The 19633-nt window shown below is 63.9% G+C and carries 20 protein-coding genes and 1 tRNA gene; 8 read left to right on the plus strand and 13 right to left on the minus strand.

Annotated features, from left to right (window positions below; all coding sequences use genetic code 11):
- Positions 1-72: 72 nt before the first annotated feature.
- The 5 genes from OHB26_RS36855 to OHB26_RS36875 form a co-directional block, all read right to left on the minus strand.
- Entirely contained in the window at positions 73-1041 is a 969-nt protein-coding gene (locus tag OHB26_RS36855; RefSeq protein WP_330181854.1) for an ABC transporter ATP-binding protein, read from the minus strand.
- A complete protein-coding gene (locus tag OHB26_RS36860; RefSeq protein WP_330181855.1) occupies positions 1038-2288 on the minus strand; it encodes a branched-chain amino acid ABC transporter permease in 1251 nt (416 codons plus the stop codon). Before OHB26_RS36860 ends, OHB26_RS36855 begins: the two co-directional genes overlap by 4 nt.
- Complete coding sequence (locus tag OHB26_RS36865) at positions 2285-3322, minus strand: branched-chain amino acid ABC transporter permease (protein WP_330181856.1); 1038 nt, start codon at positions 3320-3322, stop codon at positions 2285-2287. Before OHB26_RS36865 ends, OHB26_RS36860 begins: the two co-directional genes overlap by 4 nt.
- Positions 3323-3411: 89 nt before the next feature.
- A complete protein-coding gene (locus tag OHB26_RS36870) occupies positions 3412-4623 on the minus strand; it encodes a branched-chain amino acid ABC transporter substrate-binding protein (protein ID WP_330181857.1) in 1212 nt (403 codons plus the stop codon).
- A 248-nt stretch (positions 4624-4871) separates the two neighbouring features.
- Positions 4872-5495: an ANTAR domain-containing response regulator gene (locus tag OHB26_RS36875; RefSeq protein ID WP_330181858.1), complete on the minus strand. Its 624-nt coding sequence runs from the start codon at positions 5493-5495 to the stop codon at positions 4872-4874.
- A gap of 231 nt (positions 5496-5726) precedes the next feature.
- Between OHB26_RS36875 and OHB26_RS36880 the strand changes: the two genes are divergently transcribed.
- Together OHB26_RS36880 and OHB26_RS36885 are read left to right on the plus strand one after the other, a co-directional pair.
- A tRNA-Leu gene (locus tag OHB26_RS36880) sits at positions 5727-5813 on the plus strand.
- Between the two features lie 509 nt (positions 5814-6322).
- On the plus strand, positions 6323-7015 hold the full coding sequence (locus OHB26_RS36885; RefSeq protein WP_330181859.1) for a GntR family transcriptional regulator: 693 nt from the start codon (positions 6323-6325) through the stop codon (positions 7013-7015).
- 8 nt (positions 7016-7023) lie between these two features.
- Here OHB26_RS36885 and OHB26_RS36890 read toward each other — a convergent pair whose 3' ends face one another.
- A complete protein-coding gene (locus OHB26_RS36890) occupies positions 7024-7860 on the minus strand; it encodes a hypothetical protein (protein ID WP_330181860.1) in 837 nt (278 codons plus the stop codon).
- 118 nt (positions 7861-7978) lie between these two features.
- Between OHB26_RS36890 and OHB26_RS36895 the strand changes: the two genes are divergently transcribed.
- Both OHB26_RS36895 and OHB26_RS36900 read left to right on the plus strand, forming a co-directional pair.
- Positions 7979-8650 carry a YdcF family protein gene (locus OHB26_RS36895; protein ID WP_330181861.1) on the plus strand — a complete coding sequence of 224 codons (672 nt, stop codon included), beginning with the start codon at positions 7979-7981 and terminating at the stop codon, positions 8648-8650.
- Positions 8651-8957: 307 nt separating this feature from the next.
- A complete protein-coding gene (locus OHB26_RS36900) occupies positions 8958-9614 on the plus strand; it encodes a hypothetical protein (protein WP_330181862.1) in 657 nt (218 codons plus the stop codon).
- A gap of 84 nt (positions 9615-9698) precedes the next feature.
- Here OHB26_RS36900 and OHB26_RS36905 read toward each other — a convergent pair whose 3' ends face one another.
- The 4 genes from OHB26_RS36905 to OHB26_RS36920 form a co-directional block, all read right to left on the minus strand.
- Positions 9699-10331, minus strand: coding sequence for a hypothetical protein (locus OHB26_RS36905; RefSeq protein ID WP_330181863.1), 633 nt, complete (start codon positions 10329-10331; stop codon positions 9699-9701).
- Positions 10332-10407: 76 nt separating this feature from the next.
- Positions 10408-11064 (minus strand): histone deacetylase, encoded by a 657-nt coding sequence (locus tag OHB26_RS36910; protein ID WP_330181864.1) that lies wholly within the window; start codon positions 11062-11064, stop codon positions 10408-10410.
- A gap of 83 nt (positions 11065-11147) precedes the next feature.
- Entirely contained in the window at positions 11148-11834 is a 687-nt protein-coding gene (locus OHB26_RS36915) for a helix-turn-helix domain-containing protein (RefSeq protein ID WP_330181865.1), read from the minus strand.
- 470 nt (positions 11835-12304) lie between these two features.
- Complete coding sequence (locus tag OHB26_RS36920; RefSeq protein ID WP_330181866.1) at positions 12305-12874, minus strand: TetR/AcrR family transcriptional regulator; 570 nt, start codon at positions 12872-12874, stop codon at positions 12305-12307.
- Positions 12875-12998: 124 nt separating this feature from the next.
- Between OHB26_RS36920 and OHB26_RS36925 the strand changes: the two genes are divergently transcribed.
- Complete coding sequence (locus OHB26_RS36925) at positions 12999-14099, plus strand: FAD-dependent monooxygenase (RefSeq protein ID WP_330181867.1); 1101 nt, start codon at positions 12999-13001, stop codon at positions 14097-14099.
- A gap of 8 nt (positions 14100-14107) precedes the next feature.
- Here OHB26_RS36925 and OHB26_RS36930 read toward each other — a convergent pair whose 3' ends face one another.
- On the minus strand, positions 14108-14656 hold the full coding sequence (locus tag OHB26_RS36930) for a hypothetical protein (protein ID WP_330181868.1): 549 nt from the start codon (positions 14654-14656) through the stop codon (positions 14108-14110).
- Positions 14657-14905: 249 nt separating this feature from the next.
- On the opposite strand from OHB26_RS36930, the gene OHB26_RS36935 reads away from it, so the two are divergent.
- The 3 genes from OHB26_RS36935 to OHB26_RS36945 all read left to right on the plus strand — a co-directional run bounded on the left by OHB26_RS36935 (position 14906) and on the right by OHB26_RS36945 (position 16979).
- The gene (locus OHB26_RS36935; protein ID WP_330181869.1) at positions 14906-15427 is read left to right on the plus strand and encodes a monooxygenase family protein; all 522 of its coding nucleotides are present in this window, start codon (positions 14906-14908) and stop codon (positions 15425-15427) included.
- A 253-nt stretch (positions 15428-15680) separates the two neighbouring features.
- Positions 15681-16361, plus strand: a complete 681-nt coding sequence (locus OHB26_RS36940) for an arsenate reductase/protein-tyrosine-phosphatase family protein (RefSeq protein WP_330181870.1) — start codon at positions 15681-15683, stop codon at positions 16359-16361.
- A 216-nt stretch (positions 16362-16577) separates the two neighbouring features.
- On the plus strand, positions 16578-16979 hold the full coding sequence (locus tag OHB26_RS36945; RefSeq protein ID WP_330181871.1) for a hypothetical protein: 402 nt from the start codon (positions 16578-16580) through the stop codon (positions 16977-16979).
- Positions 16980-17186: 207 nt separating this feature from the next.
- On the opposite strand, the gene OHB26_RS36950 is transcribed toward OHB26_RS36945, so the two are convergent.
- Positions 17187-18098 (minus strand): acyl-CoA thioesterase, encoded by a 912-nt coding sequence (locus OHB26_RS36950; protein ID WP_330181872.1) that lies wholly within the window; start codon positions 18096-18098, stop codon positions 17187-17189.
- Between the two features lies 1 nt (position 18099).
- Positions 18100-19521: a pyruvate kinase gene (pyk, locus tag OHB26_RS36955; protein ID WP_330181873.1), complete on the minus strand. Its 1422-nt coding sequence runs from the start codon at positions 19519-19521 to the stop codon at positions 18100-18102.
- Positions 19522-19633: the final 112 nt, after the last annotated feature.

The raw sequence follows: 19633 nt of genomic DNA on the forward strand, positions 1-19633 counted from the left end.
GGAGCAGGGCATCGGCGGCCGTACCGGGCTGCTCGGTCTTGCTGAGCGGCGCGGTCGGAGGGGTCGGCGATGTCACTGTGCTGCCTCCACTTCGTCGTCGGGGACGCCAAGGTAGGCGGCGATCACCTTGGGGTTGTCGCGGATCTCCGCGGGCAGGCCGTCGGCGATCTTGCGACCGAACTCCAGCACCACGATGCGGTCGGTGACGCCCATGACCAGACGCATATCGTGCTCGATGAGCAGCACGGTGAAACCGTCATCGCGGATCTTGCGGATCAGATCCATGAGCGCGGACTTCTCGCTCGGATTGAACCCGGCCGCGGGTTCGTCCAGACAGAGCAGTTTCGGTTCGGTCGCCAGGGCACGCGCGATCTCCAGGCGACGCTGATCGCCGTAGGAGAGGTTGCGCGCCTTCTCCACCGCGCGCGGGGCGATGCCGACGAACTCCAGCAGCGCCATACCGCGTTCGATGGCGTCCTTCTCCTCACGGCGATGGCGTGCGGAGCGGAAGACCGCGCCGGGAATCGAAGTGTGGTGCCGCGCATCGGTTCCCACCACCACATTCTCCAGCGCCGTCATCTCCTGGAACAGCCGCACATTCTGGAAGGTGCGGGCGATACCCAGGCGGGTGATCTCATTGCGCTTGGATTTGGTGAGCGGTTGACCGTCGAAGGACACCGTGCCGGAGGTGGGGCGATACACACCGGTGATGGCGTTGAAGCAGGTGGTCTTGCCCGCGCCATTGGGTCCGATCATCCCCAGGATCTCACCGCGGCGGATCTCGAAGCTGACGTTGTCCAGGGCGGTGAGGCCACCGAATTTCACCGTCAGCCCGTCGGTGCGCAGCAGCGGCGCACCCACGGCGGTTCCGATTTCCCGGTGCGGCGCAACGACTTCCGCGACGACCTCGGCATCGGCGAAGGTCGGCAGCACCTCGGTCACATCGAGTGTCCCCGCGGCCTCGCGAACCTCCTCGGCGGTAAAACCGGCCGCCATATCCTCATTGTCGAACAGCGCGCCACCCGCGCCCGGCCCGGTCATCGCTGTCCTCCAGTGGTTTCGACGGCCGTCCCGGGGGTGCGATGCACCGCGCGGTAGACCGTGCGCCCGTAGGCGAGCAGTTTCTGTCGCACCGGGAACAAACCCTGCGGCCGGAAGATCATGACCACCACCAGCGTGACGCCGTAGAACAGATACTTGTAGTCGCCGAGCGACTGGCCGCTGATATTCACCGACATGAACCGGTTCGGCAGATACACGATCAGGAACGCGCCGACGATGACACCCAGTTTATTACCCTGACCACCGATCACCACCGCGCACAGGAACAGCATCGAATTGATGATGTTGAATCCGGTCGGATTGATGAACTGCACCTGACCGGCGTAGAGCGCACCCGACATACCGCCGATGCCCGCGCCGATCATGAACGCCCACAATTTGAATTTGAAGGTCGGGACGCCCATCATCTCGGCGACATCCTCGTCCTCGCGAATCGCCACCCAGGCCCGGCCGACGCGGCTGCGCTCCAGATTGCCGACGAACAGCAGGACGATGATCACCAACGTCATGCCGAGCCAGAACCACCAGGCGCCGGAGTTGGCCCGGTCCAATAGATTCGAGCTGTTCTTATCGCCGAGATTTCCGGAGGAGAAGTATCCGTCCGGATGCGTCTCGGAGACCCCGACCCGCGGATACGCGATACGCGAGAGGCCGAGACTGCCATTGGTGATATCGCCGAGGTTGTCGGCGAGCAGGCGCACGATCTCACCGAAGCCGAGGGTCACGATGGCCAGGTAGTCGCCGCGCAGGCGCAGCGTCGGCGTACCCAGGATCAGACCGGATACGGCGGTGACCAGAATGGCCAGCGGCACACAGACGATCCACGCCCAGCTCGGATTCAACCAGCCGCCGGTTTGATTCCACGGACTGTTCGGACTGGTGAGCAGACCGACCGTGTACGCGCCGACCGCGTAGAAGCCGACATAGCCGAGGTCGAGCAGACCTGCCTGTCCGACAACGACATTCAGGCCGACGGCGATCAGCGCCGTCATGGCGAACTGCGCCATCACACCGGAGAAACTGGTGCCCGGCGTATCGAGCAGCGGCGGCGGGAACAGCGGGAGCAGCGCGAGCAGGATGATCACCGGCACGCCGACGCCCCACTGCGCCGGGCGGGACAGCCCGCCCCACCAATCACGCAGCGAATCGCCGATACCGCGCCCCTTGGGCCTGGCCTTCGGCGCGGGCGATTTCGGCTGCGGTGCAGCGGATTTCGATAGCGTCATACCCGCGCCCTCCCCAGGCTCTCGCCGAGAATGCCGGTCGGGCGGAACATCAGCACGGCCACCAGCACCACGAACGCGACCACATCACGCCACTGGGTGCCGAACAGGATCTGACCGTAGTTCTCCGCGAGTCCGAGCAGCAGACCGCCCAGCAGCGCGCCACGCAGATTGCCGATACCGCCGAGCACCGCGGCGCTGAATGCCTTGATGCCCAGGATGAATCCGCCCGAGTAGATGATGCCGTTCGGGATCTTCAACGTGTACAGCATGGCCGCCGCACCGGCGAGCAGACCGCCGAGCAGGAAGGTCAGCATGATGATCCGCTCCCGCGAGACGCCCATCAGGGTGGCGGTATCGGGATCCTGCGCCACGGCGCGAATGCCGCGGCCGAATTTGGTTCTGTTGATGAGGATTTCGGTGGTGGCGGCCAGGATGACGGCGGCCACGATGATCACCAGGGTCACATTGGTGACCGAAGCCCCGAAGATGGTGAACTGCTCGGTCGCGCGCACCAGCATGATCGGCTGCTGCGCGTTGGTGCCGCCCAGCTCGGTCGAGAACTTCGGCAGCACATAGTGCACGAACTCCTGCAGCACGAACGACATACCGATCGCGGTGATCAGGAAGATGAGTGGTTTGGCGCCGCGTTTACGCAGCGGACGATAGGCGATGCGCTCCAGGCCGACCGCGGTCGCACCCGAGACCAGCATGCCGAAGATCATGGCCACCAACAGATAGACGACGGTGAGGACAATGCCTTCGGAGTACACATTTCCGCTGGGACTGAAACCGACCACCATGAGACCGATGTACTGACCGAACATGCCCACCATGAAAATTTCCGAATGGGCGAAATTGATCAGTCGCAGCACGCCGTAGACCAAGGTATAGCCGACCGCTACCAGAGCGTAGATCGAGCCATAAGCCAAACCGTCCACGGTGAGCCGCCAGAATTGGTCGACCACGCCGGAGACGTTGAAATCGATGGACCCGTTGGCAAGCAGAGCCGCATCGGCCAATAGGGATGAAGACATTCAAAACTCTCGCCGTAGAGGAAGCGGCGGGCCGGAACGGGTTTGTGACCCGCTGTGAATCCGGCCGCGCCGCTTCGAGTCGGAGGTGACTACTTGACCTCGTACATCCAGATCAGCGCATTCGCCAATTCACCCTGGGCATCCCACTTGTACGCGCGGGCCAAGCCCTGACCGTCGTAGGTCTTCACGTAGTCGACCAGATCCGAGCGCGAAACCTTACCGGCGGCGATTCCCTTGAGCACGATCGTGGTCAGGTCGTAGCCCTCGGTCGAGTAGGTTCCGGCGTCATAGCCGCTGAACGCCTTGTAGTCGGTGGCGAACTTGTCGGGAGCCGGACCACACGGGCAGGACAGCAGCGCGCCCTTGGACGAATCGCCCGCCTGCTTCACGAACTCGACATCCTTGGTGCCGTCATCGGAGATGAACGTGGCGGTCACTCCGCCCGAGCGCAGCTGCTGCACGAAGGGCGCCGCTTCGGCGTAGTAGCCCGAGTAGAAGATGGCATCCGGCTTGGCGGAGGCCAGCTTGGAGACCGCGGCCGAGAAGTCCTTGTCGCCCGCCTTCACCTGGGTCGCACAGCTGGGATCGGCGATCGGACCGAGACCATCGGTCAGCGTCTTGGCCAGGCCGGTCCCGTAATCCGAGTTGTCCTGCACGACGCAGATCTTCTTGTACTTACCGGTACCCGCCAGGTACTTCGCGACGGCCGGGCCCTGCACCCCGTCATTGCCGAGGCCACGGAAGAACGTCTTCCAGCCGTTTGTGGTCAGGGTGACGTTGGTAGCCGAGGGTGTCAGCGCCAAAAGCCCCGCATCGCTGATGATCTGGCCGGTCGCCTTGGTCTCACCCGAGAAGGTGGGGCCGATCATGGCCACTATGGACGGATCGCTGATGATCGTCGGAATGACCTGGGTGGCCTTCTGCGGATCACCTTCGGTATCGAATTCCTTGACGGTGACCTGGCAGTCCGGGTTCGCTTTGTTGTGCTGGTCCAGCGCCAATTTCACGCCACGCACGATGTTCAAGCCCAGGTTGGCGTTCGGGCCGGTCAGCGGGCCCGACATGGCGATCGTCTGCGGCGCGCAACTGTCCTTGCCGTCGCTGGCGGGATTCGCCGCGGCCGAATTGTCGGCGCTGGCGACTTCCTTGCCGTCCTTGTCGATCTGGACAAGGGGCGAAATGGTCAGACTGCTGCCACCGTTTCCACCACCGCCACTGTTGTTGTCGGTGGACTTGCTGCTGCATCCGGCAATGCCAAGCGCAAGTACTGCGGCAGCTCCGATGACTACCGCGCGAGCCACTGGGCCTCGCGTGTTTGTCACTGAACCAAGCACGATTCACCTCTATGTTCTGTGCTCCCTCGGCTTGCCGAGGAGGGCCGCCCCATCGATCGGCCCGGACAGAACATATCCCCGCCAGGTTAGCTCCGCATCACATTCGCATCATTCATGTGACATCGCAACAAACGAAAGCGCCCCTCGTGTTACTCGCGAGTTAATTGCGCTAGCGCATTCGCGGCAACAGAGGGGCAACGCTCCGGCGAGCGATGTTACTTGGGAGCGAGATTCTCCAGCACTACCTCCGCGACCGCCTTCATCGTGGTGCGACGGTCCATTGCGGTGCGCTGAATCCACTTGAATGCCTGCGGTTCCGAGAGGCCCTGGGTCTGCATGAGCACACCCTTGGCACGCTCCACCAGCTTGCGCGTTTCCAGGCGATCGGTCAGATTCGCGACTTCGCTCTCCAACGCGGCGATCTCGTGGAAGCGGCTGGCGGCCAATTCGATGGCCGGAACCAGATCGGACTTGGTGAACGGCTTCACCAGGTACGCCATCGCGCCCGCGTCGCGTGCCCGCTCGACCAGGTCGCGCTGGCTGAAGGCGGTCAGAATGACCACCGGCGCAAGGCGTTTCGAGGCGATCTCGGCCGCGGCGTCGATACCGTCGCGGCGCGGCATCTTCACGTCCATGATCACCAGATCCGGACGCATCTCCTCGGCGAGGTCCACGGCCTGCTGGCCGTCCCCCGCCTCACCCACCACGTGATAGCCCTCCTCGGAGAGCATCTCCACCAGGTCCATCCGGATGAGCGCCTCGTCCTCGGCAACCACCACCCGCTTGGGGGCCGATGCCGCCGCATCCTTCTTCGAACCGCCCCCTGCTGTCGTTCCCATAGATGAACCCCTGTCGCTCCGATACCAACACCCGACGTACATCGGTCCGAAGCCACCCTCGACGGATCGGCACGTACCCGAGTACCCAAAGAGTACCGTCCGCCCCCGCTCACAACCCACGTACCCAGCGCAAACCGACCAGTATCACAACCGTGTCGTTCTCACCTCCGATCCCGCGCGCCCCGGTTAGGCTTTCCGCCACCCCACCCGCTATGCTCTCCAACGCGGTGCGCCGAGTTGGCGGAATAGGCAGACGCGACGGTCTCAAAAACCGTTGTCCGAAAGGACGTGTGGGTTCGATTCCCACACTCGGCACCACAGGGGTCTCCCGGATTTTCCGGGAGGCCCCTTTCACATTTCACGGCCGCCCCCCGAGTCCTGCTCGCGGATCGCCCGAACCCCGAAGCCGGACAACATCCTTCACTCCCCCGACGATGAAAGACCGCTCTCCAGATACTCTCTGGCGGCTCGCTTGCGCGGACACGGGGGCTCGCACGGGGCATGAATCCGCAAAATGCCTTCGGCGCGTTCACGACCGATCGAGTAGACGTAGCCCTTCTCGCAGTCGTCGTGGACCCAGGACGAACCATCGCCGTCTCGCATCGACCCCGAAATCCGCTCGCTCCCCATCATCCAACCCCTCGGGTCCCTCTGAGATTTCGAACCGATCAGATGGGTAGATCGTATATGCACAGCCGTATATGTTCAATGATGCTGCTAGGTAGAGCCGATCTATGGACGACCACCAAGTACATGCACAGCCGTGTATGCTAGCAATGACTCTCCATAAGAGATCGGCACGATCCTCGGCCGGAAGGACCCGAATCGTGAAGGACCCCGCGTACGTCGCGATCGCGGCGGACTACGCCCACCAGATCCGCAGCGGCTCACTGCCTGCCGGAACGCAGCTGCGGAGTCTCAACGAGATGGTCGAACGGCACAAGGTTTCGAAGATCGTGATCATCGAGGCCATTCGCCTACTGGAGAGGCAGGGACTCGTTCGCACTGTCCCGAGTCGGGGCACGTTTGTGACCGATCATCCCAACCTCGTCCGGATTGCCCCCGAACGCCAAATGGAAGACCCCGAAGACACTTTCAGACACGAATCCGGCGGCGATATCCGGATTGAGCGCGAGAGCGAGCGCATGCGCGCTACCCAGGAGTTGGCCGATGCGTTCGCGATAGACCAGGGCTCGGAGCTGATGCACGTCATCACTCGCGCCCTGGAAAACGGGCGACCGATCTCCATCTCGGACACTTACCGGCCGGTCGGCGTTCCAGACATCTCAGCGGCACTCTTCCTCGAAGAAAGCGTCGCTGATCGACTCCCGTCCAGCTCGCACGGCGAATGGCTTCGGACACCGACGGGCGGTCTCGTCAAAGCGGTACGTCAGCGCTACCTCGGAACCGATGATCAGGTGCTGATGATCTCGGACATCTCCTACCCCCATGACCGCTACGACGCGTTCGTCTCCAGGATGGCGCTCACCAATCCTCCGAAGCAGTCGCGGGCGGAGTGAATCGGCGCTCAGCGGCGAACCCAGCCCTGAGCGATATCCGACAAGTTCCACCACGAAACGTACTGGGAGTCTTGCGATTCCAGCTGCCAGCCGGACGCGAGCGCGTCGAAGAAGGCGGCGTCGCCGGTCTTTCCGCCCTTCGGTTCGCCGATGAATACCAGTTGCTCGCCGCCGGAGCGTTCGAACTCCGCCAGCGCTTGTGAGGCCATCGTGCTGCCCCACCCGGGCGGCCAGCACAGAAACAACACGTGATCAGAGCGATCACCGATTCGGGTCGAGGATGCCGCGAGGTCGCCCACCGGATACCAGACATCCCGCTGACCGGCAGCGCCCGGAAACGAGAGGTTCTCCACTCGGTCCGGTGGCTCCGAATCGTAGGCGTCGACCGTCAGCCCCTGCTCGGCAAGCTGCGCGGCCCAATACCCGCGCCCCGCACCGAGTTCCACGAGGGGCCGACCCTCACAGAAATCGGAAATCCAGGTGAGTGTCTCCGGTCCCGGGATGGCGTAGGCGTAGACGACTTGCAGAATCGTCTGTGCGTACCCGAGCCGTGCACTCCCGTTGGGTCGACCGCCATCGGCCCGAAGGTTGCCGTCGCGATTGGACACCGATGGACCGACAATGTCCCAGTAGGGATTCCCGCTCACCGACGGGCCGCCCGTCATGAAATGCACGAACCGAAGATCAAACGCGCTGTCCGCCTGGGCATTCCCACTGCCGGGCAGCATCGGCGCGGTCTCGAGGTAGTCCGCTACCTTCGGAAACGTGGACCGAAGACCCTGCACATCGTCCAGCAACGCGGCCAGTTCATCACGGCGTTCCGCGGTCAGCACCAGATCGGCCATGGAATCATTTTCCCCGGCATCAACATGTCTCGCGAGATATTCGCGACGGTCACCATGTTCGACGTACCCTCCGTCGGGACTCAACACGGCCTTGGTACTGCCCGAGCAAGGAGATCCCGTGCAGACAGTGACCGTTCCTCCGGAGCTCCGCGACGATGTCGAAACGCTGTGGGACTACAGCCAAATGCACCATGAGCCGCGGGCGGTGGATCTCGGAATCGGCCTCGGAAGCCATGACCGGGACGTGCCCGTCTACACCTCCGAGCTTTATCACCGTGGATTGTTCCCGAAGATCGTGTTCACCGGAGCCAATGCGCCCAGCACTGTCGATCAGTTCCCGCGGGGCGAGGCGGTGCACTTCCGCGAACGCGCACTCGAGCTCGGCGTGCCGGACAGCGCGATCCTGGTGGAGCCCAGGGCTACGAATACCGGCGAGAACGTCGACTTCACCCGGGCACTCATCGAGGGTCACAAGGACTCGAGCCGAATCCGGTCCGTGATGCTGATCTCTCGCCCATACCAACAGCGGCGGAGCTATGCGATCTGCCGAAAGCGTTGGCCCGAAGTCGAAGTGACGTGTGCGTCGCGCCCGCTCCCCCTCGACGAGTACATCAACCACATCGGCGACCTTGCTCGCGTCATCAACATGCTGGTCGGCGACACTCAACGACTCTGGGTCTACCCCGCCAATGGTTGGGCCATCGCGCAAGCAATACCCGAGGCCGTGCGAAAAGCCTTCTCGCACTTGGTAGACGCCGGATTCGATCGGCGGTTGCTCCCGGAGCGATGAGCATCGGCCGTGCAGATGAGAGGCGCCGTTATTGCTATAGCGTGGAACGGTGTCCAGGGTTTCCGAGGTGGTGGGTGAAGTGGCACGCCGTCTCGCTCGCGCCTTTGGACACTTCGCCGAGCGTGATGGGGCCTCGATTCGGCGTCCTGCCGACGCGATCGCTGGGCACGCCAGAGCAGTCGGGGGCATGGACCATCAGATCGGGAGGACGATCGATCGTGCGGGCGAGGCCGATCGTGCGGTGGGTCGGACCGAGCGCGGTGGTCGTGCAAGGACCAATGGACCCGATCTTTCGTCGGTGCCGGGCGTGGACGAACTGCTGAGGGTGACCACCCTGGACAACCGGCGACTTCGTGAGCGACTGTCCGGGTTGGAACAGCAGTACGGTAGCCATCGCCTGCGGATAACCGACGCGGCCTACTTCGGCCCCAAGGGTTCCGGCGGTCCCGCAGTCAGTGGCTTCAGGTTCAACGGCGAGATCATCGATGGCGCTGGGAAGCGCGTCGGCAGACTCGAACGGCACATTCTCACCGAGGACGGCCGGACAGTCGCATTCAACGCTCATATGTGGCTGGAACCGTCGGGTCGTGGCCAGGGCTTTTCGAAAGCCTTCACCGGCGCGATAAACGACTACTACCGCCGGTCGGGTGTCGACCGAATCAAGATCTTCGCCGTTCAAGATGGCTCCGTCGCCTGGGCTCGGGCAGGTTTCGACTTCGACCGGACTCCGGAAAATCTGGCCCGGGCACTGTCCAGCATCAGGGAACGGGCCGCGGCGATCTCCCCCGATTGCTCGCGGGCGGATCGAAAACTACTCGGCGACATCATGAAACGATTCAAGGGGGCCGATGCGAGATATCCGACGCCCCGCGAACTCGTCGAATTGACAGGTGATGACCCTGAACTCGGCGTCGAACTGATGAAAGGCACATCCTGGCACGGCGTTCAAATGCTGCGCGGCTAGGCGCGAAAAGCCTTCTCGCGCTTGGTAGTCGCCGAATACGATAGGCGACTGCTGCCCGAGTGAGCCGTCGAGAAGCGGGGTGGGTCAGAGTAATTGGATGGCGTAGTTGGCGGGGGCGAGGGTGCCGCTGAGGGCTACCGGGTTGTATTGGATGCGGAGGCGCTCGTCTACCGCGGCGTCGGTGGTTTCGTTGAGGTCGTAGTTGCGGTAGTAGGTGTCGAGGCCGGGGAGATTTTTGAAGATGGTGAAGCCGTTCATGGTGCCTGCGGCGAAGGTGTGGGAGCGGCCGGGGTCGATGGTGGTGTTGCCGATGCGCACCTTGCGGGTTTCGTGACGGTTGACCAGCTCGTTGTTGTGGAAGGTCAGTTGATGTGCGGATCTGCCGAGATTGTTGAAGGCGGTCGTCAGGATCAGTGCGCGGAAGCGGGCTTTCAGCACGCCGGTGACACTGCCGAGCAGCGCGGCCACATTGATCCCACCGGCGCCGACGGGTAGCGCACCATCACCCTGCGGGAGCGTGACGACGAATTGATTGCTGATGGTGCAAGTGAAGTTTCGATGCTGTCCGCCGCCGGTGCCGACGACGATCCGCAGATTCTGATGCCAGGAATAGTGATAGGGGTGGTTGCCGGGGATATTCGTGTACACGTTCTCCCGGGATGCCCGCGCCGATTCGTACACCGCGGCGGGTTGTCCGGCACTGAGGTGAGCGTCCATGTGATGACCTCCCAAGACTCGAACCTCGAGACGTCCGATGGTAGAAGCCCGCACCGCTCACCAACCCGAAAACCCGCTACTGACAACCTGATTGATGCATACCCTCGATGACGGCTTCGAGTTCGTCGCGGTCCCAGACACCTTCGATGCCCGGCAGTGCCGTCAGATATTCGGAGACCCGGGTAGCGGGCCAGTCGAAGGTTCGATGGAGGCCGCTGGCGATCATCCCCAGATAACGCGCGCTCGGGGCGCGAAGTTCGACGATGGCCGGGTCGCCGGGCGCGGTACAGGTCAGGATCGGATGGCCGTCGAGATCGCCCAGGTGGACCAGTGTTTCGTAACGGCCCGGCCCCAGCTCGTCCCGCCCGTCACGGAGTACCCGGGACAGATCCAGATCACCGTGCGCGGGCCTATGCATCTCCTGCGCCACCAGATCGGCGAATTGCCCCGCGGTGAGCAGATATCCGCGCGCGGCCGCGGTCCGCGGCCATCCGGCCGGGGCCTCGGGAGCGTAGAAAGCCATACCGCCACCCCAGACGCCGGACTCCCCGCCGAAGTAGACCGAACCCGGCAGCATCAGCGGCCGAGTGCGCCTGGGCGGCCGCGAGTTTCGGAATCCGGAGTAGTTCCGCGTGGTCCCCGCCGGCACCCCACCCTCGAGGTAGAAGCGGAATCGCGACTCGAGCAGGTTCGAGCCATAGGCGGCATACCAGACCAGCGCGTCACCCGGCATCGGGCCATCCGCCCAATTCGATCCGAACCGGGCCGGAGTCGAAATCCTCTGCGGGGTAGTCGAGTTCGAGACGCCCGAACCCATCAGCTGCAAGATGTGCTTTCGTCGAATTTATCCGACGCGTCGATGTTGATCCGAAGATCTTGAACCATCCGTTCGAGCATTTTCTCCCACCCGGGCGTTCCGTCGCCGACGGTGTGAATCGCTGTCCGCAGTGCGGTTACTCCCAATTGGCTGGCAGACAACGCATCTTCGGCCTCGACACTGAGACGGACCAGCACCGCCGCATTGTCGGGATACTCCGCTGTGACTTCGTGTATCCGATCGAGCGCGCGCAGTTCCTCGAGCACCTTCTGCATTCGGAGCTTCACAAGATCACGATTGCGATCGCCGCCGGTTCGGACGAGCACGTGAAAGCCAAGTATCCAACGTCGAGTCAACGGCGCGACCCCATTGTCGACCTCCCTGACCACGCGTGTACCGACCCGTTCGGAGGCAGCATCCATATCTACCGCTTCGGTCGAATCGAGATCGATCCCATAGCCGAGCGCATGCATCATCTGCGCAAGACTTCGGAGGGTGAGGTTTCGCCGGCCGCTCAGTCGTTGACTGATCTCGGTTGGGCGAACGCCCAATCGATCCGCCAGTTCCTTCTTGCTGACCCCTCGGGCGTTCAAGGCTTCGTGGACCATCTCCGTGGCCGCCAGCACAAGGCGCTCCTCGGCGACGAGCGCTTCAGCTTCGGAACCGCGTCGGAACCATGTGTTCATTGGGTGTGCGCCTCCTTCCAAATCTCGATTGCTTTCGCCGCCTGAACGCATACCCTCCGATCAGGAGGCTTCTTTTCGCCATGTGTCGCAACCCAGTCTCGGTGTCGCCGCACAACATATAAGCGGTGGCCAGACCTTGTCTTGATCTCGAAAACAGGGGGATCGACAGGGCATTGCAGTTGCCGCATCTCCTCCGGGCTCCGGGCTCCGGAGGTAACCAATAGTGGTGAGGCGTTCGAAGCGGGCATAGAACTGGGCTTGGGTCTTCCGATCTCGGCTTGCCAACCACTCACGAGCCTGACAGGCATCTTCGACGACAACGCCGTACAACGTCAGTTCCGAGCCTTCATGCAACACCTCCAACCGGAGTGAAGTCGTAACTTCACTTTAGGCCCAGTGTAGGACCCGATGGCGGAGTTGCCCAGAACCCGGCATGCATTGTGGTCGCAGCGAGATCGAACAAGGGTTCGTCAGCTGGGCGAGGACCGATCCAATAGGGCCTGGATAAGCCGATTCAAGGCCGGCTGCGGGTCGTAATCCGCTGCGGGGTAGGTGAGTTGGTGCAGGACCGCGCCGTCCACGTAGTCGACCAGGAGTTTGGTGGTGCCTGCGGGAGCGGTCGGGGCGACGGCGCGCAGGAGGGTGTCGATCCATTCGGTCAGGCGGAGGTGGCCGTGGTGGAGGGTGTCGGCGAGGGTGGGGAGGTTGTGGGATTCCAGGAACAGGGCGTAGCGGGCGAGGGTTCGGGTGCGGTCGGTGGTGACGGTGTGGGTCAGGAGTTGGGACAGGCCCTCGATGAGTTGCGGAAGGGTTGAGGGGGCGGAGACGCGGGTGACGGCCGACCAGTCGGCGTAGTCGCGTTCCGCCAGGCGTTCGGCGATACCGGTGAGCAGGGCCTCGCGGGTGCGGAAGTAGTTGGAGGCGGAGCCGGGGGGCATGCCGGCGATCTCGTCGACCGCCCGGTGCGTCAGCGCGCGCAGGCCGCGCGAACCGAGCAGTTCGATCGCGCCGTCGAGGATCAGCTCGCGTTTGGTGGGCATGAACGGATACTACATCGGTAGTGACTTGCACTACACCGGTAGTATAGAGACTACACCTGTAGTAATTTTCGACGGGTACGGCAATCGGCTCGGGCGCCGGTTCGCGATCGAAACGGAGAACGACATGTCCAAGGCACTCATCGTCGGCGGCGGCATCGGCGGACTGGCCACGGCCATCGCCTTCGACCGGCGGGGTTGGGAGGTCGAGATCCTCGAGAAGGCCACCAAGATCACTGCGGTCGGAGCGGGACTGTCACTGTGGCCCAATGCGATTCGGGCGCTCGACGCGCTCGGACTCGGGGATGAGGTGCGGGCCCGCGCCATCGAGGATGGCTCGGCCGGGATTCGGGACAGCCGAGGCACCTGGCTGTCCCGCACGGATGCCGAAGCGGTGCGGGCACGTTACGGCAGCCCGATCATGACGCATCGCGCGGATCTGCTGGACATTCTGCGCGGGGCGGTGCCGGAATCGGCTCTGCGCACCGGCATTTCGGTGCGCGAGGTGCGCGCGGACGGCACCGTCACACACTCACAGGGCACCTCGGCAGGTGATGTGATCGTCGGAGCCGATGGCATCCACAGCGTCGTGCGGCGCGCGGTATGCGGTGTCGTCGATCCCCGCTACAGCGGTTACACCGCCTGGCGAATGGTGGTCACCCCGACAGAACCCCTCGGCGAGCTGGCCGAATCCTGGGGCCGCGGTGAGCGTTTCGGCTATGCCGCATTGGCCGACGGCCGCGTCTACTGCTTCGCCACCGCCAACGTCCCCGTCGGAACATCGAGCACCGGGCTGCCCGAACTACGGCGGCGCTTCGGCACCTGGCACGACCCGATCCCGAGCCTGCTGGCCGCGGCCGACGAATCGGCCGTCCTGCACAACGACATCTACGAACTGCCCCCGCTGCGGACCTATGTCTCGGGCCGTATCGCCCTGCTCGGCGACGCCGCCCACGCCATGACCCCGAATCTCGGCCAGGGCGCATGCCAAGCACTCGAGGATGCGGTGGTGCTGGCGCGAGTCGCCGCCGAGGACTCCGATCTCACCCGCTACGACGCCGAACGCCGCCCCCGCACCCGGATGATCGCGGCGCGTTCGAACAGAATCGGCGCCGTCGCCCAACTCGACTCACCGCTGGCGGTGCGCTTGCGCGACACCGTCATGCGGCTGATCCCGTCCTCGGCGCAGTTCAAAGCACTTGCCCCGGTACTGGATTGGAAAGGCTGATCCGAAATTCACTCCGCGACCGCGACGTACTCCTCCATCGAGGGCGGCGCGGCTTCGACGCCCATGGAGCTCAGCTCGTCGGTGGTGAAGACCAGATCCGCGTTGCCGCCCACCAGGATGCGTAGTAGATCCTCCAGGATATCGAGGTGGGCATCGCGGGAGAGGTTCATGAGTTTGTCGATGCGGGCGGAGGTGTCCACCACGCGGCGACCCGGCTCGCCCGCCGCCTCGAGCGACCGTAGTAGCAGGCCCGGTTCGAGGAAGGCCGAGCCGGGTGTTCGCAATGCCAGACATGAGCTGACCGTGCGCTTGAAATGCATGAAAAGGACGGTCCCGCGCGGGATCTCGACCATCTCCTTCATTTCGAGCTTCTGCCCGTAGAGATCCTCGAGCGCCGCCAGCAGGCGCTCACGATATTTGCGCAGGGCGGCGTTGTAGGCGGTGTTCTCCTTGTCGTAGCCACCGACGGGGTCGGTCCAGTTCGCTTGGGCGAGTACATAGGTCTCTGCCAGATCGCGCAGGGAGTAGGAACGCGGGGCGGCGGGTTCGGAGCTCACCTACCGGACATTAGCCAAGGCGGAGTGGGCCCCGCATGGCAATAGGGCAGTCTCGACCTGCGGGTCTCGAACATTCGTCCCGAACACGACGGAACGGACCGGACGGATGCGTAGCCGGATTCGGTATGCGAGCGCATGCTGGAGGCGTGAGAGGTAACTGAAGAAGGTCCGAACCGTCGGAACGGGTATCTCGTACATCCGCACAGACAGACCTGACGACGGCCTCGGGTCGAGTGGAGGTCTCTGCGCATGCGCGTGAACAGGGTGACGGCGGATCTGTCGCAGTATCCGGATCTGGTGGTGGTACTGCTGGGGATGCGGGTGCACAAGCCACGCGGAATCCTGCGACTGCTGGGCGTCGGGCCCAAGCTCTACCGATCGCATCACGATCGACCCGATGGACTGCTCTCCCATGAGGACGTGATCTGGTCGCTGTTCCCACCACACTGGGGAGCGCGCCAATATTGGCGTGACCTCGAGAGCCTGGAGAAGTGGACGCGTTCGGATCCGCATCGGATCTGGTGGCGAGAGTTCCTGAAGGACTCCGGCGGCACCGGCTTCTGGCATGAGGCGTACTTCGCGCGCGGTGGCATCGATTCGGTGTACGACGATATGGCTCCGGTCTCGGGCCTCACCCGCTTCGCACCGATGGTCCCCGCACGCGGCCGGATGTTCTCGACGCGACAGCGGGTGCGCGGGGCGGCCCCATTGGTCACCTCGGTGGTCGAGGAGGGCACGTACTACGGCGACCCGGACGAGCCCCAGCACTAGGACGAACGTTCCAGCGACGCAATCGAATCCGAATCGTTAGTCGAGCAAACCCACGGCACTATTGATTCGCTGACGGAAAACCAGCAAGCTCACATTCCAGGGGCGTTGACGGTTCGCACGGCGAAGCGATTCGGTACCCGTTAGCGAACAGCAAGCGACCGACATTCGGCCGAAAGATGAACTTACCGGTCAAAACGTGTGATTCGGTCTTCCAGGCGTTTTCGTGTCGCCGCCGTGGGCATACGTTGCTCCCATGCATGTGCTCTTCGTGTGCAGCGGAAACGTTTGCCGGTCTGTCATTGCCGAGCGCCTCACGCTGGCGGTGGCGGCCGAACACGGCCTACAGGAGCTATCCGCCGAAAGCGCGGGCGTGCGGGCACTGGTCGGCTTCCCGGTGGAACCGCTTGCGGCCCAGACGATCATCGGCCTCGGCGGCGATCCCGGCGGATTCAAGGCCCGCCGCATCAAAGCCGAGATGGTGCACCGCGCCGATCTGGTGCTCACCATGACCGACAAGATCCGCGACCAGGTGCGCGAATTGGTGCCCGACGCGCTCCCCCGCACCTTCACCCTGCTCGAGGCGTACCGCATCGCCAAGGTCAGCGGCGCGCGCACCGTGGTCGGATTGCATGCCGCGCGCGACGATCTGGCGTATGTGGGGCGCGAGAACATCTCGGATCCGGTCGGTCTCAAGGCCCAGCAGTTCTGCGAGGTCGGCGATCGCATCGCCGAGGCGCTGGTGCCGCTGCTGCTGGCATTGCACGCACATCAGCACCCGCAGGCCACAATTCACCGTTCGGGGGTCACCGATACCGGTACCCATCGCCCCGCCCTGCTGGTGCTCCCCGGCGGACGCGCCGACACCGGCGCACAACCCGAATTGCCCGAGCGGTCAGCCGAACCCGTGCGTCATTCCGTGGAATCGGCCGGATAGGAGCGGATTCCGGCCATCGCGTCCGTGTGAATTTCGGCCACCCGATCACCTATTCCGGTCACCGAACCCGTACTCCTACTTCCGTTGTGGCGTAACCAGGATTACGCTGGCTCCTGCGTGTCAATACACCTGTCTGCCCGCTAAGTCCGGTAAGGGATTACACTTCCGCGCGGAACACCACCGCCGGTGGTTCGACACAGGAACAGGACTCAGGACATGCCGAAGCGAATTTCGGATGTTTCGCTCCATGTTTTCGTCACACCGCAGACCCTCCACCGCGTCACCGAAACGGTGTGCCGCGTCGTGGACGAATACGTGGACGATCGCGACATCTTCGCGTGGCGCTTCACCCTCCCGGTGGAGTGCGACGATCCCACCCATACGGTGCTCGAAACCCAGTGGCGGCTGGATCATCCCGACGCCGACCCGGGTGAGCGCCGTACCTACGAGATAGCGCTCAGCCTGGTCGGCGAGGCGCGCCAGCTCACCAAGGCCGGAATCGCGCGCCTGGAGCAGCGGCTGGTGCTCGAACTGTCGGCCGATGAGCCCATCCCCTACATCGTGCACGCGTTGCAGCGGGAGAACTTCGAGCTGGAAGAGAACCGCGAACTCATCTGAGGGTGCGGTAGCGCTGGAATCCGCTGTGACGGGGTGGATCCCGGCCAAAAGCACGCCGGGACGACGGATCGGCACACACCGGGATGACGACGGCCGAAAGCACGCCGAAATGACGGGCGGGAGCACGCCAGGATGACGGCCACAAGCATGCCGGAATGACGACGGGCCGCACCCGTGAGGGTACGGCCCGAAATCTCATGCCTCAGCTCAGGCGCGCGCCGGGAAGTGCCGGATGACGCCTTCCTGCACCGTGGTGGCGAGCAGATCGCCGCCGCGCGAGTAGAAGTGGCCGCGGGCCAGACCGCGTGAACCCGACGCCACCGGCGACTCGGTGGCGTACAGCGCCCAGTCGTCGAAGCGGAACGGCCGGTGGAACCAGATGGAGTGGTTCACCGTGGCCGCGAGGATCCGGTCATGTCCCCAGGACAGCCCGTGCGTGGTGATGATCGAATCCAGCACCGTGGTGTCGGAGGAGTACGCCAGCGCCGCAACATGAATCAGCGGATCGTCGGAGAGCGCGCCATCGGTGCGCATCCAGACCCGGTTGTGGTTCAGCTTCTCCCCCGTGCCCTTGAGGATCCAGGCCGGATCGTTCGTGTACCGCATATCGATGGGATGCGGTGCCTTGACGAACATCTCGAGCTTGTCCTCCAGCCCGGCGAAGGACTCCTCCACGCGGGGAAGGTCTTCCGGGTCGGCGACCTCGGGCTGCGGCGCGCTGTGCTCGAGCCCCTTACCCCAGTCCTGGAAGGCCGCGAGCATGACGAACAGCTCCTGGTCGTCCTGCAGCGCGGTGACCGTGCGATTGGCGAACGCCCGCCCGTCCCGATGCCGATCGACGTGATATTCGATCGGCTTCTTGGGGTCGCCGCCACGCACGAAGTGCGCGTTCACCGCGTGCACCGGCCGGCCGGGGCCGACCGTGCGCCCCGCGGCGATGATCGCCTGGGAGACCAGCTGCCCGCCGAAGGTGCGACTCCACACCTTCTCCGGGTGCTGTCCGATGAAGATGTCGGGGCCGTGCTCCTCGAGATCGAGCAGCTCGAGGAGCACCCGTAGATCATCGGCCGGAGCGGATTTCGCTGCCCCGGTTGCGGTCTCGCCAAGCGACGCGCTCAACTTAGTGGTCCTCCTCGCCGATACGGTGCACGTGAATCAGATTGGTGGACCCGACAGTACCGGGCGGGGAGCCCGCCACGATCACCACGAGATCGCCCTTCTTGTAGCGGCCGATCGACAGCAGTGCGGTATCCACCTGATGAATCATCTCGTCAGTGGTATCGACGGTGGGGACGATGAACGTTTCAGTGCCCCACGTCAAGGCCAGCTGACTGCGAATCGCCGGATTCGGGGTGAATGCCAGCAGCGGCAGCGGGGTGTGCAGGCGGGCCAGGCGGCGCACCGTGTCACCGGACTGGGTGAAGGCGACGAGGGCCTTGGCATTCAAGCGCTCGCCGATATCGCGTGCGGCGTAGGAGATGACACCGCGCTTGGTACGCGGGACATGGGTCAGCGGCGGCACCCGGGTGGAGGATTCGGACTCCACGGCGTGCACGATGCGGGCCATGGTGCGCACGGTCTCGATCGGGTAGTCGCCGACCGAGGTCTCACCCGAAAGCATCACCGCGTCAGCGCCATCGAGCACCGCGTTCGCCACATCGGAGGCCTCGGCGCGGGTGGGCCGCGAGTTGGTGATCATCGATTCCAGCATCTGGGTGGCCACGATGACCGGCTTGGCGTTCTCGCGCGCCATCTGGATGGCCCGCTTCTGCACCAGCGGCACCTGCTCCAGCGGAAGCTCGACGCCGAGGTCACCGCGCGCCACCATGATGGCGTCGAAGGCCAGCACGATGGCCTCCAAATTATCGATGGCTTCGGGCTTTTCGAGCTTGCCGATGATCGGCACCCGGCGGCCCACGCGATCCATGATCTCGTGCACCAGCTCGACATCGGACGGCGAGCGCACGAAGGACAGCGCGATGAAGTCCACGCCGAGGTTCAGCGCGAACTCGAGATCCTCGATGTCCTTCTCGGACAAGGCCGGAACGGAAATATCCATACCCGGCAGGGAGACGCCCTTGTTGTTGGAGACGGGGCCGCCCTCGGTGACCCGGCAGATCACGTCATTGCCGTCGACGCGCTCAACGGTCAGCCCCAGCTTGCCGTCGTCGACAAGCAGTCGATCTCCGGCTTTGGCGTCCTGCGCCAGTTGCTTGTAGGTGGTCGAAACTCGGTCGTGAGTGCCTTCGATGTCGTCGACCGTGATGCGGATTTCTTCACCCGTCGCCCAGACGGTCTTACCCTCGATGAACCGGCCCAATCGGATCTTCGGTCCCTGGAGATCGGCGAGAATTCCCACCGCGCGGCCCAGCAGATCGCTGGCCTGACGCACCTTCTTATAGTTCTCGGCATGGTCGGAGTGCTCGCCATGGCTGAAATTCAGCCGCGCCACGTCCATTCCACTCTCAACGAGTTCACGAATACGGTCCTCGGACGACACAGCTGGTCCGAGTGTGCACACAATCTTCGTTCGTCGCATCACGGCATCAACCCTAGACCTGCCGCAACTGTCCCGCTGAACGGGCACACGCCTGGAAGAAAGATATACACATGCCGTTCAGCTAACAGCCGGTCAGCACTGTGTTTGATCTGCC

Source organism: Nocardia sp. NBC_01503, assembly GCF_036327755.1.
Taxonomy (GTDB): Bacteria; Actinomycetota; Actinomycetes; order Mycobacteriales; family Mycobacteriaceae; genus Nocardia.

What these genes read in the sequence shown, in the direction of transcription:
- OHB26_RS36875 (WP_330181858.1), bottom strand. Translation starts at nt 5,495, where the DNA reads ATGGGAACGACAGCAGGGGGCGGTTCGAAGAAGGATGCGGCGGCATCG.
- OHB26_RS36940 (WP_330181870.1), top strand. Translation starts at nt 15,681, where the DNA reads ATGCATGTGCTCTTCGTGTGCAGCGGAAACGTTTGCCGGTCTGTCATT.
- OHB26_RS36905 (WP_330181863.1), bottom strand. Translation starts at nt 10,331, where the DNA reads ATGGACGCTCACCTCAGTGCCGGACAACCCGCCGCGGTGTACGAATCG.
- OHB26_RS36945 (WP_330181871.1), top strand. Translation starts at nt 16,578, where the DNA reads ATGCCGAAGCGAATTTCGGATGTTTCGCTCCATGTTTTCGTCACACCG.
- OHB26_RS36925 (WP_330181867.1), top strand. Translation starts at nt 12,999, where the DNA reads ATGTCCAAGGCACTCATCGTCGGCGGCGGCATCGGCGGACTGGCCACG.
- OHB26_RS36860 (WP_330181855.1), bottom strand. Translation starts at nt 2,288, where the DNA reads ATGACGCTATCGAAATCCGCTGCACCGCAGCCGAAATCGCCCGCGCCG.
- OHB26_RS36855 (WP_330181854.1), bottom strand. Translation starts at nt 1,041, where the DNA reads ATGACCGGGCCGGGCGCGGGTGGCGCGCTGTTCGACAATGAGGATATG.
- OHB26_RS36865 (WP_330181856.1), bottom strand. Translation starts at nt 3,322, where the DNA reads ATGTCTTCATCCCTATTGGCCGATGCGGCTCTGCTTGCCAACGGGTCC.
- OHB26_RS36910 (WP_330181864.1), bottom strand. Translation starts at nt 11,064, where the DNA reads ATGCCGGGTGACGCGCTGGTCTGGTATGCCGCCTATGGCTCGAACCTG.
- OHB26_RS36890 (WP_330181860.1), bottom strand. Translation starts at nt 7,860, where the DNA reads ATGGCCGATCTGGTGCTGACCGCGGAACGCCGTGATGAACTGGCCGCG.
- OHB26_RS36935 (WP_330181869.1), top strand. Translation starts at nt 14,906, where the DNA reads ATGCGCGTGAACAGGGTGACGGCGGATCTGTCGCAGTATCCGGATCTG.
- OHB26_RS36920 (WP_330181866.1), bottom strand. Translation starts at nt 12,874, where the DNA reads ATGCCCACCAAACGCGAGCTGATCCTCGACGGCGCGATCGAACTGCTC.
- OHB26_RS36915 (WP_330181865.1), bottom strand. Translation starts at nt 11,834, where the DNA reads ATGAACACATGGTTCCGACGCGGTTCCGAAGCTGAAGCGCTCGTCGCC.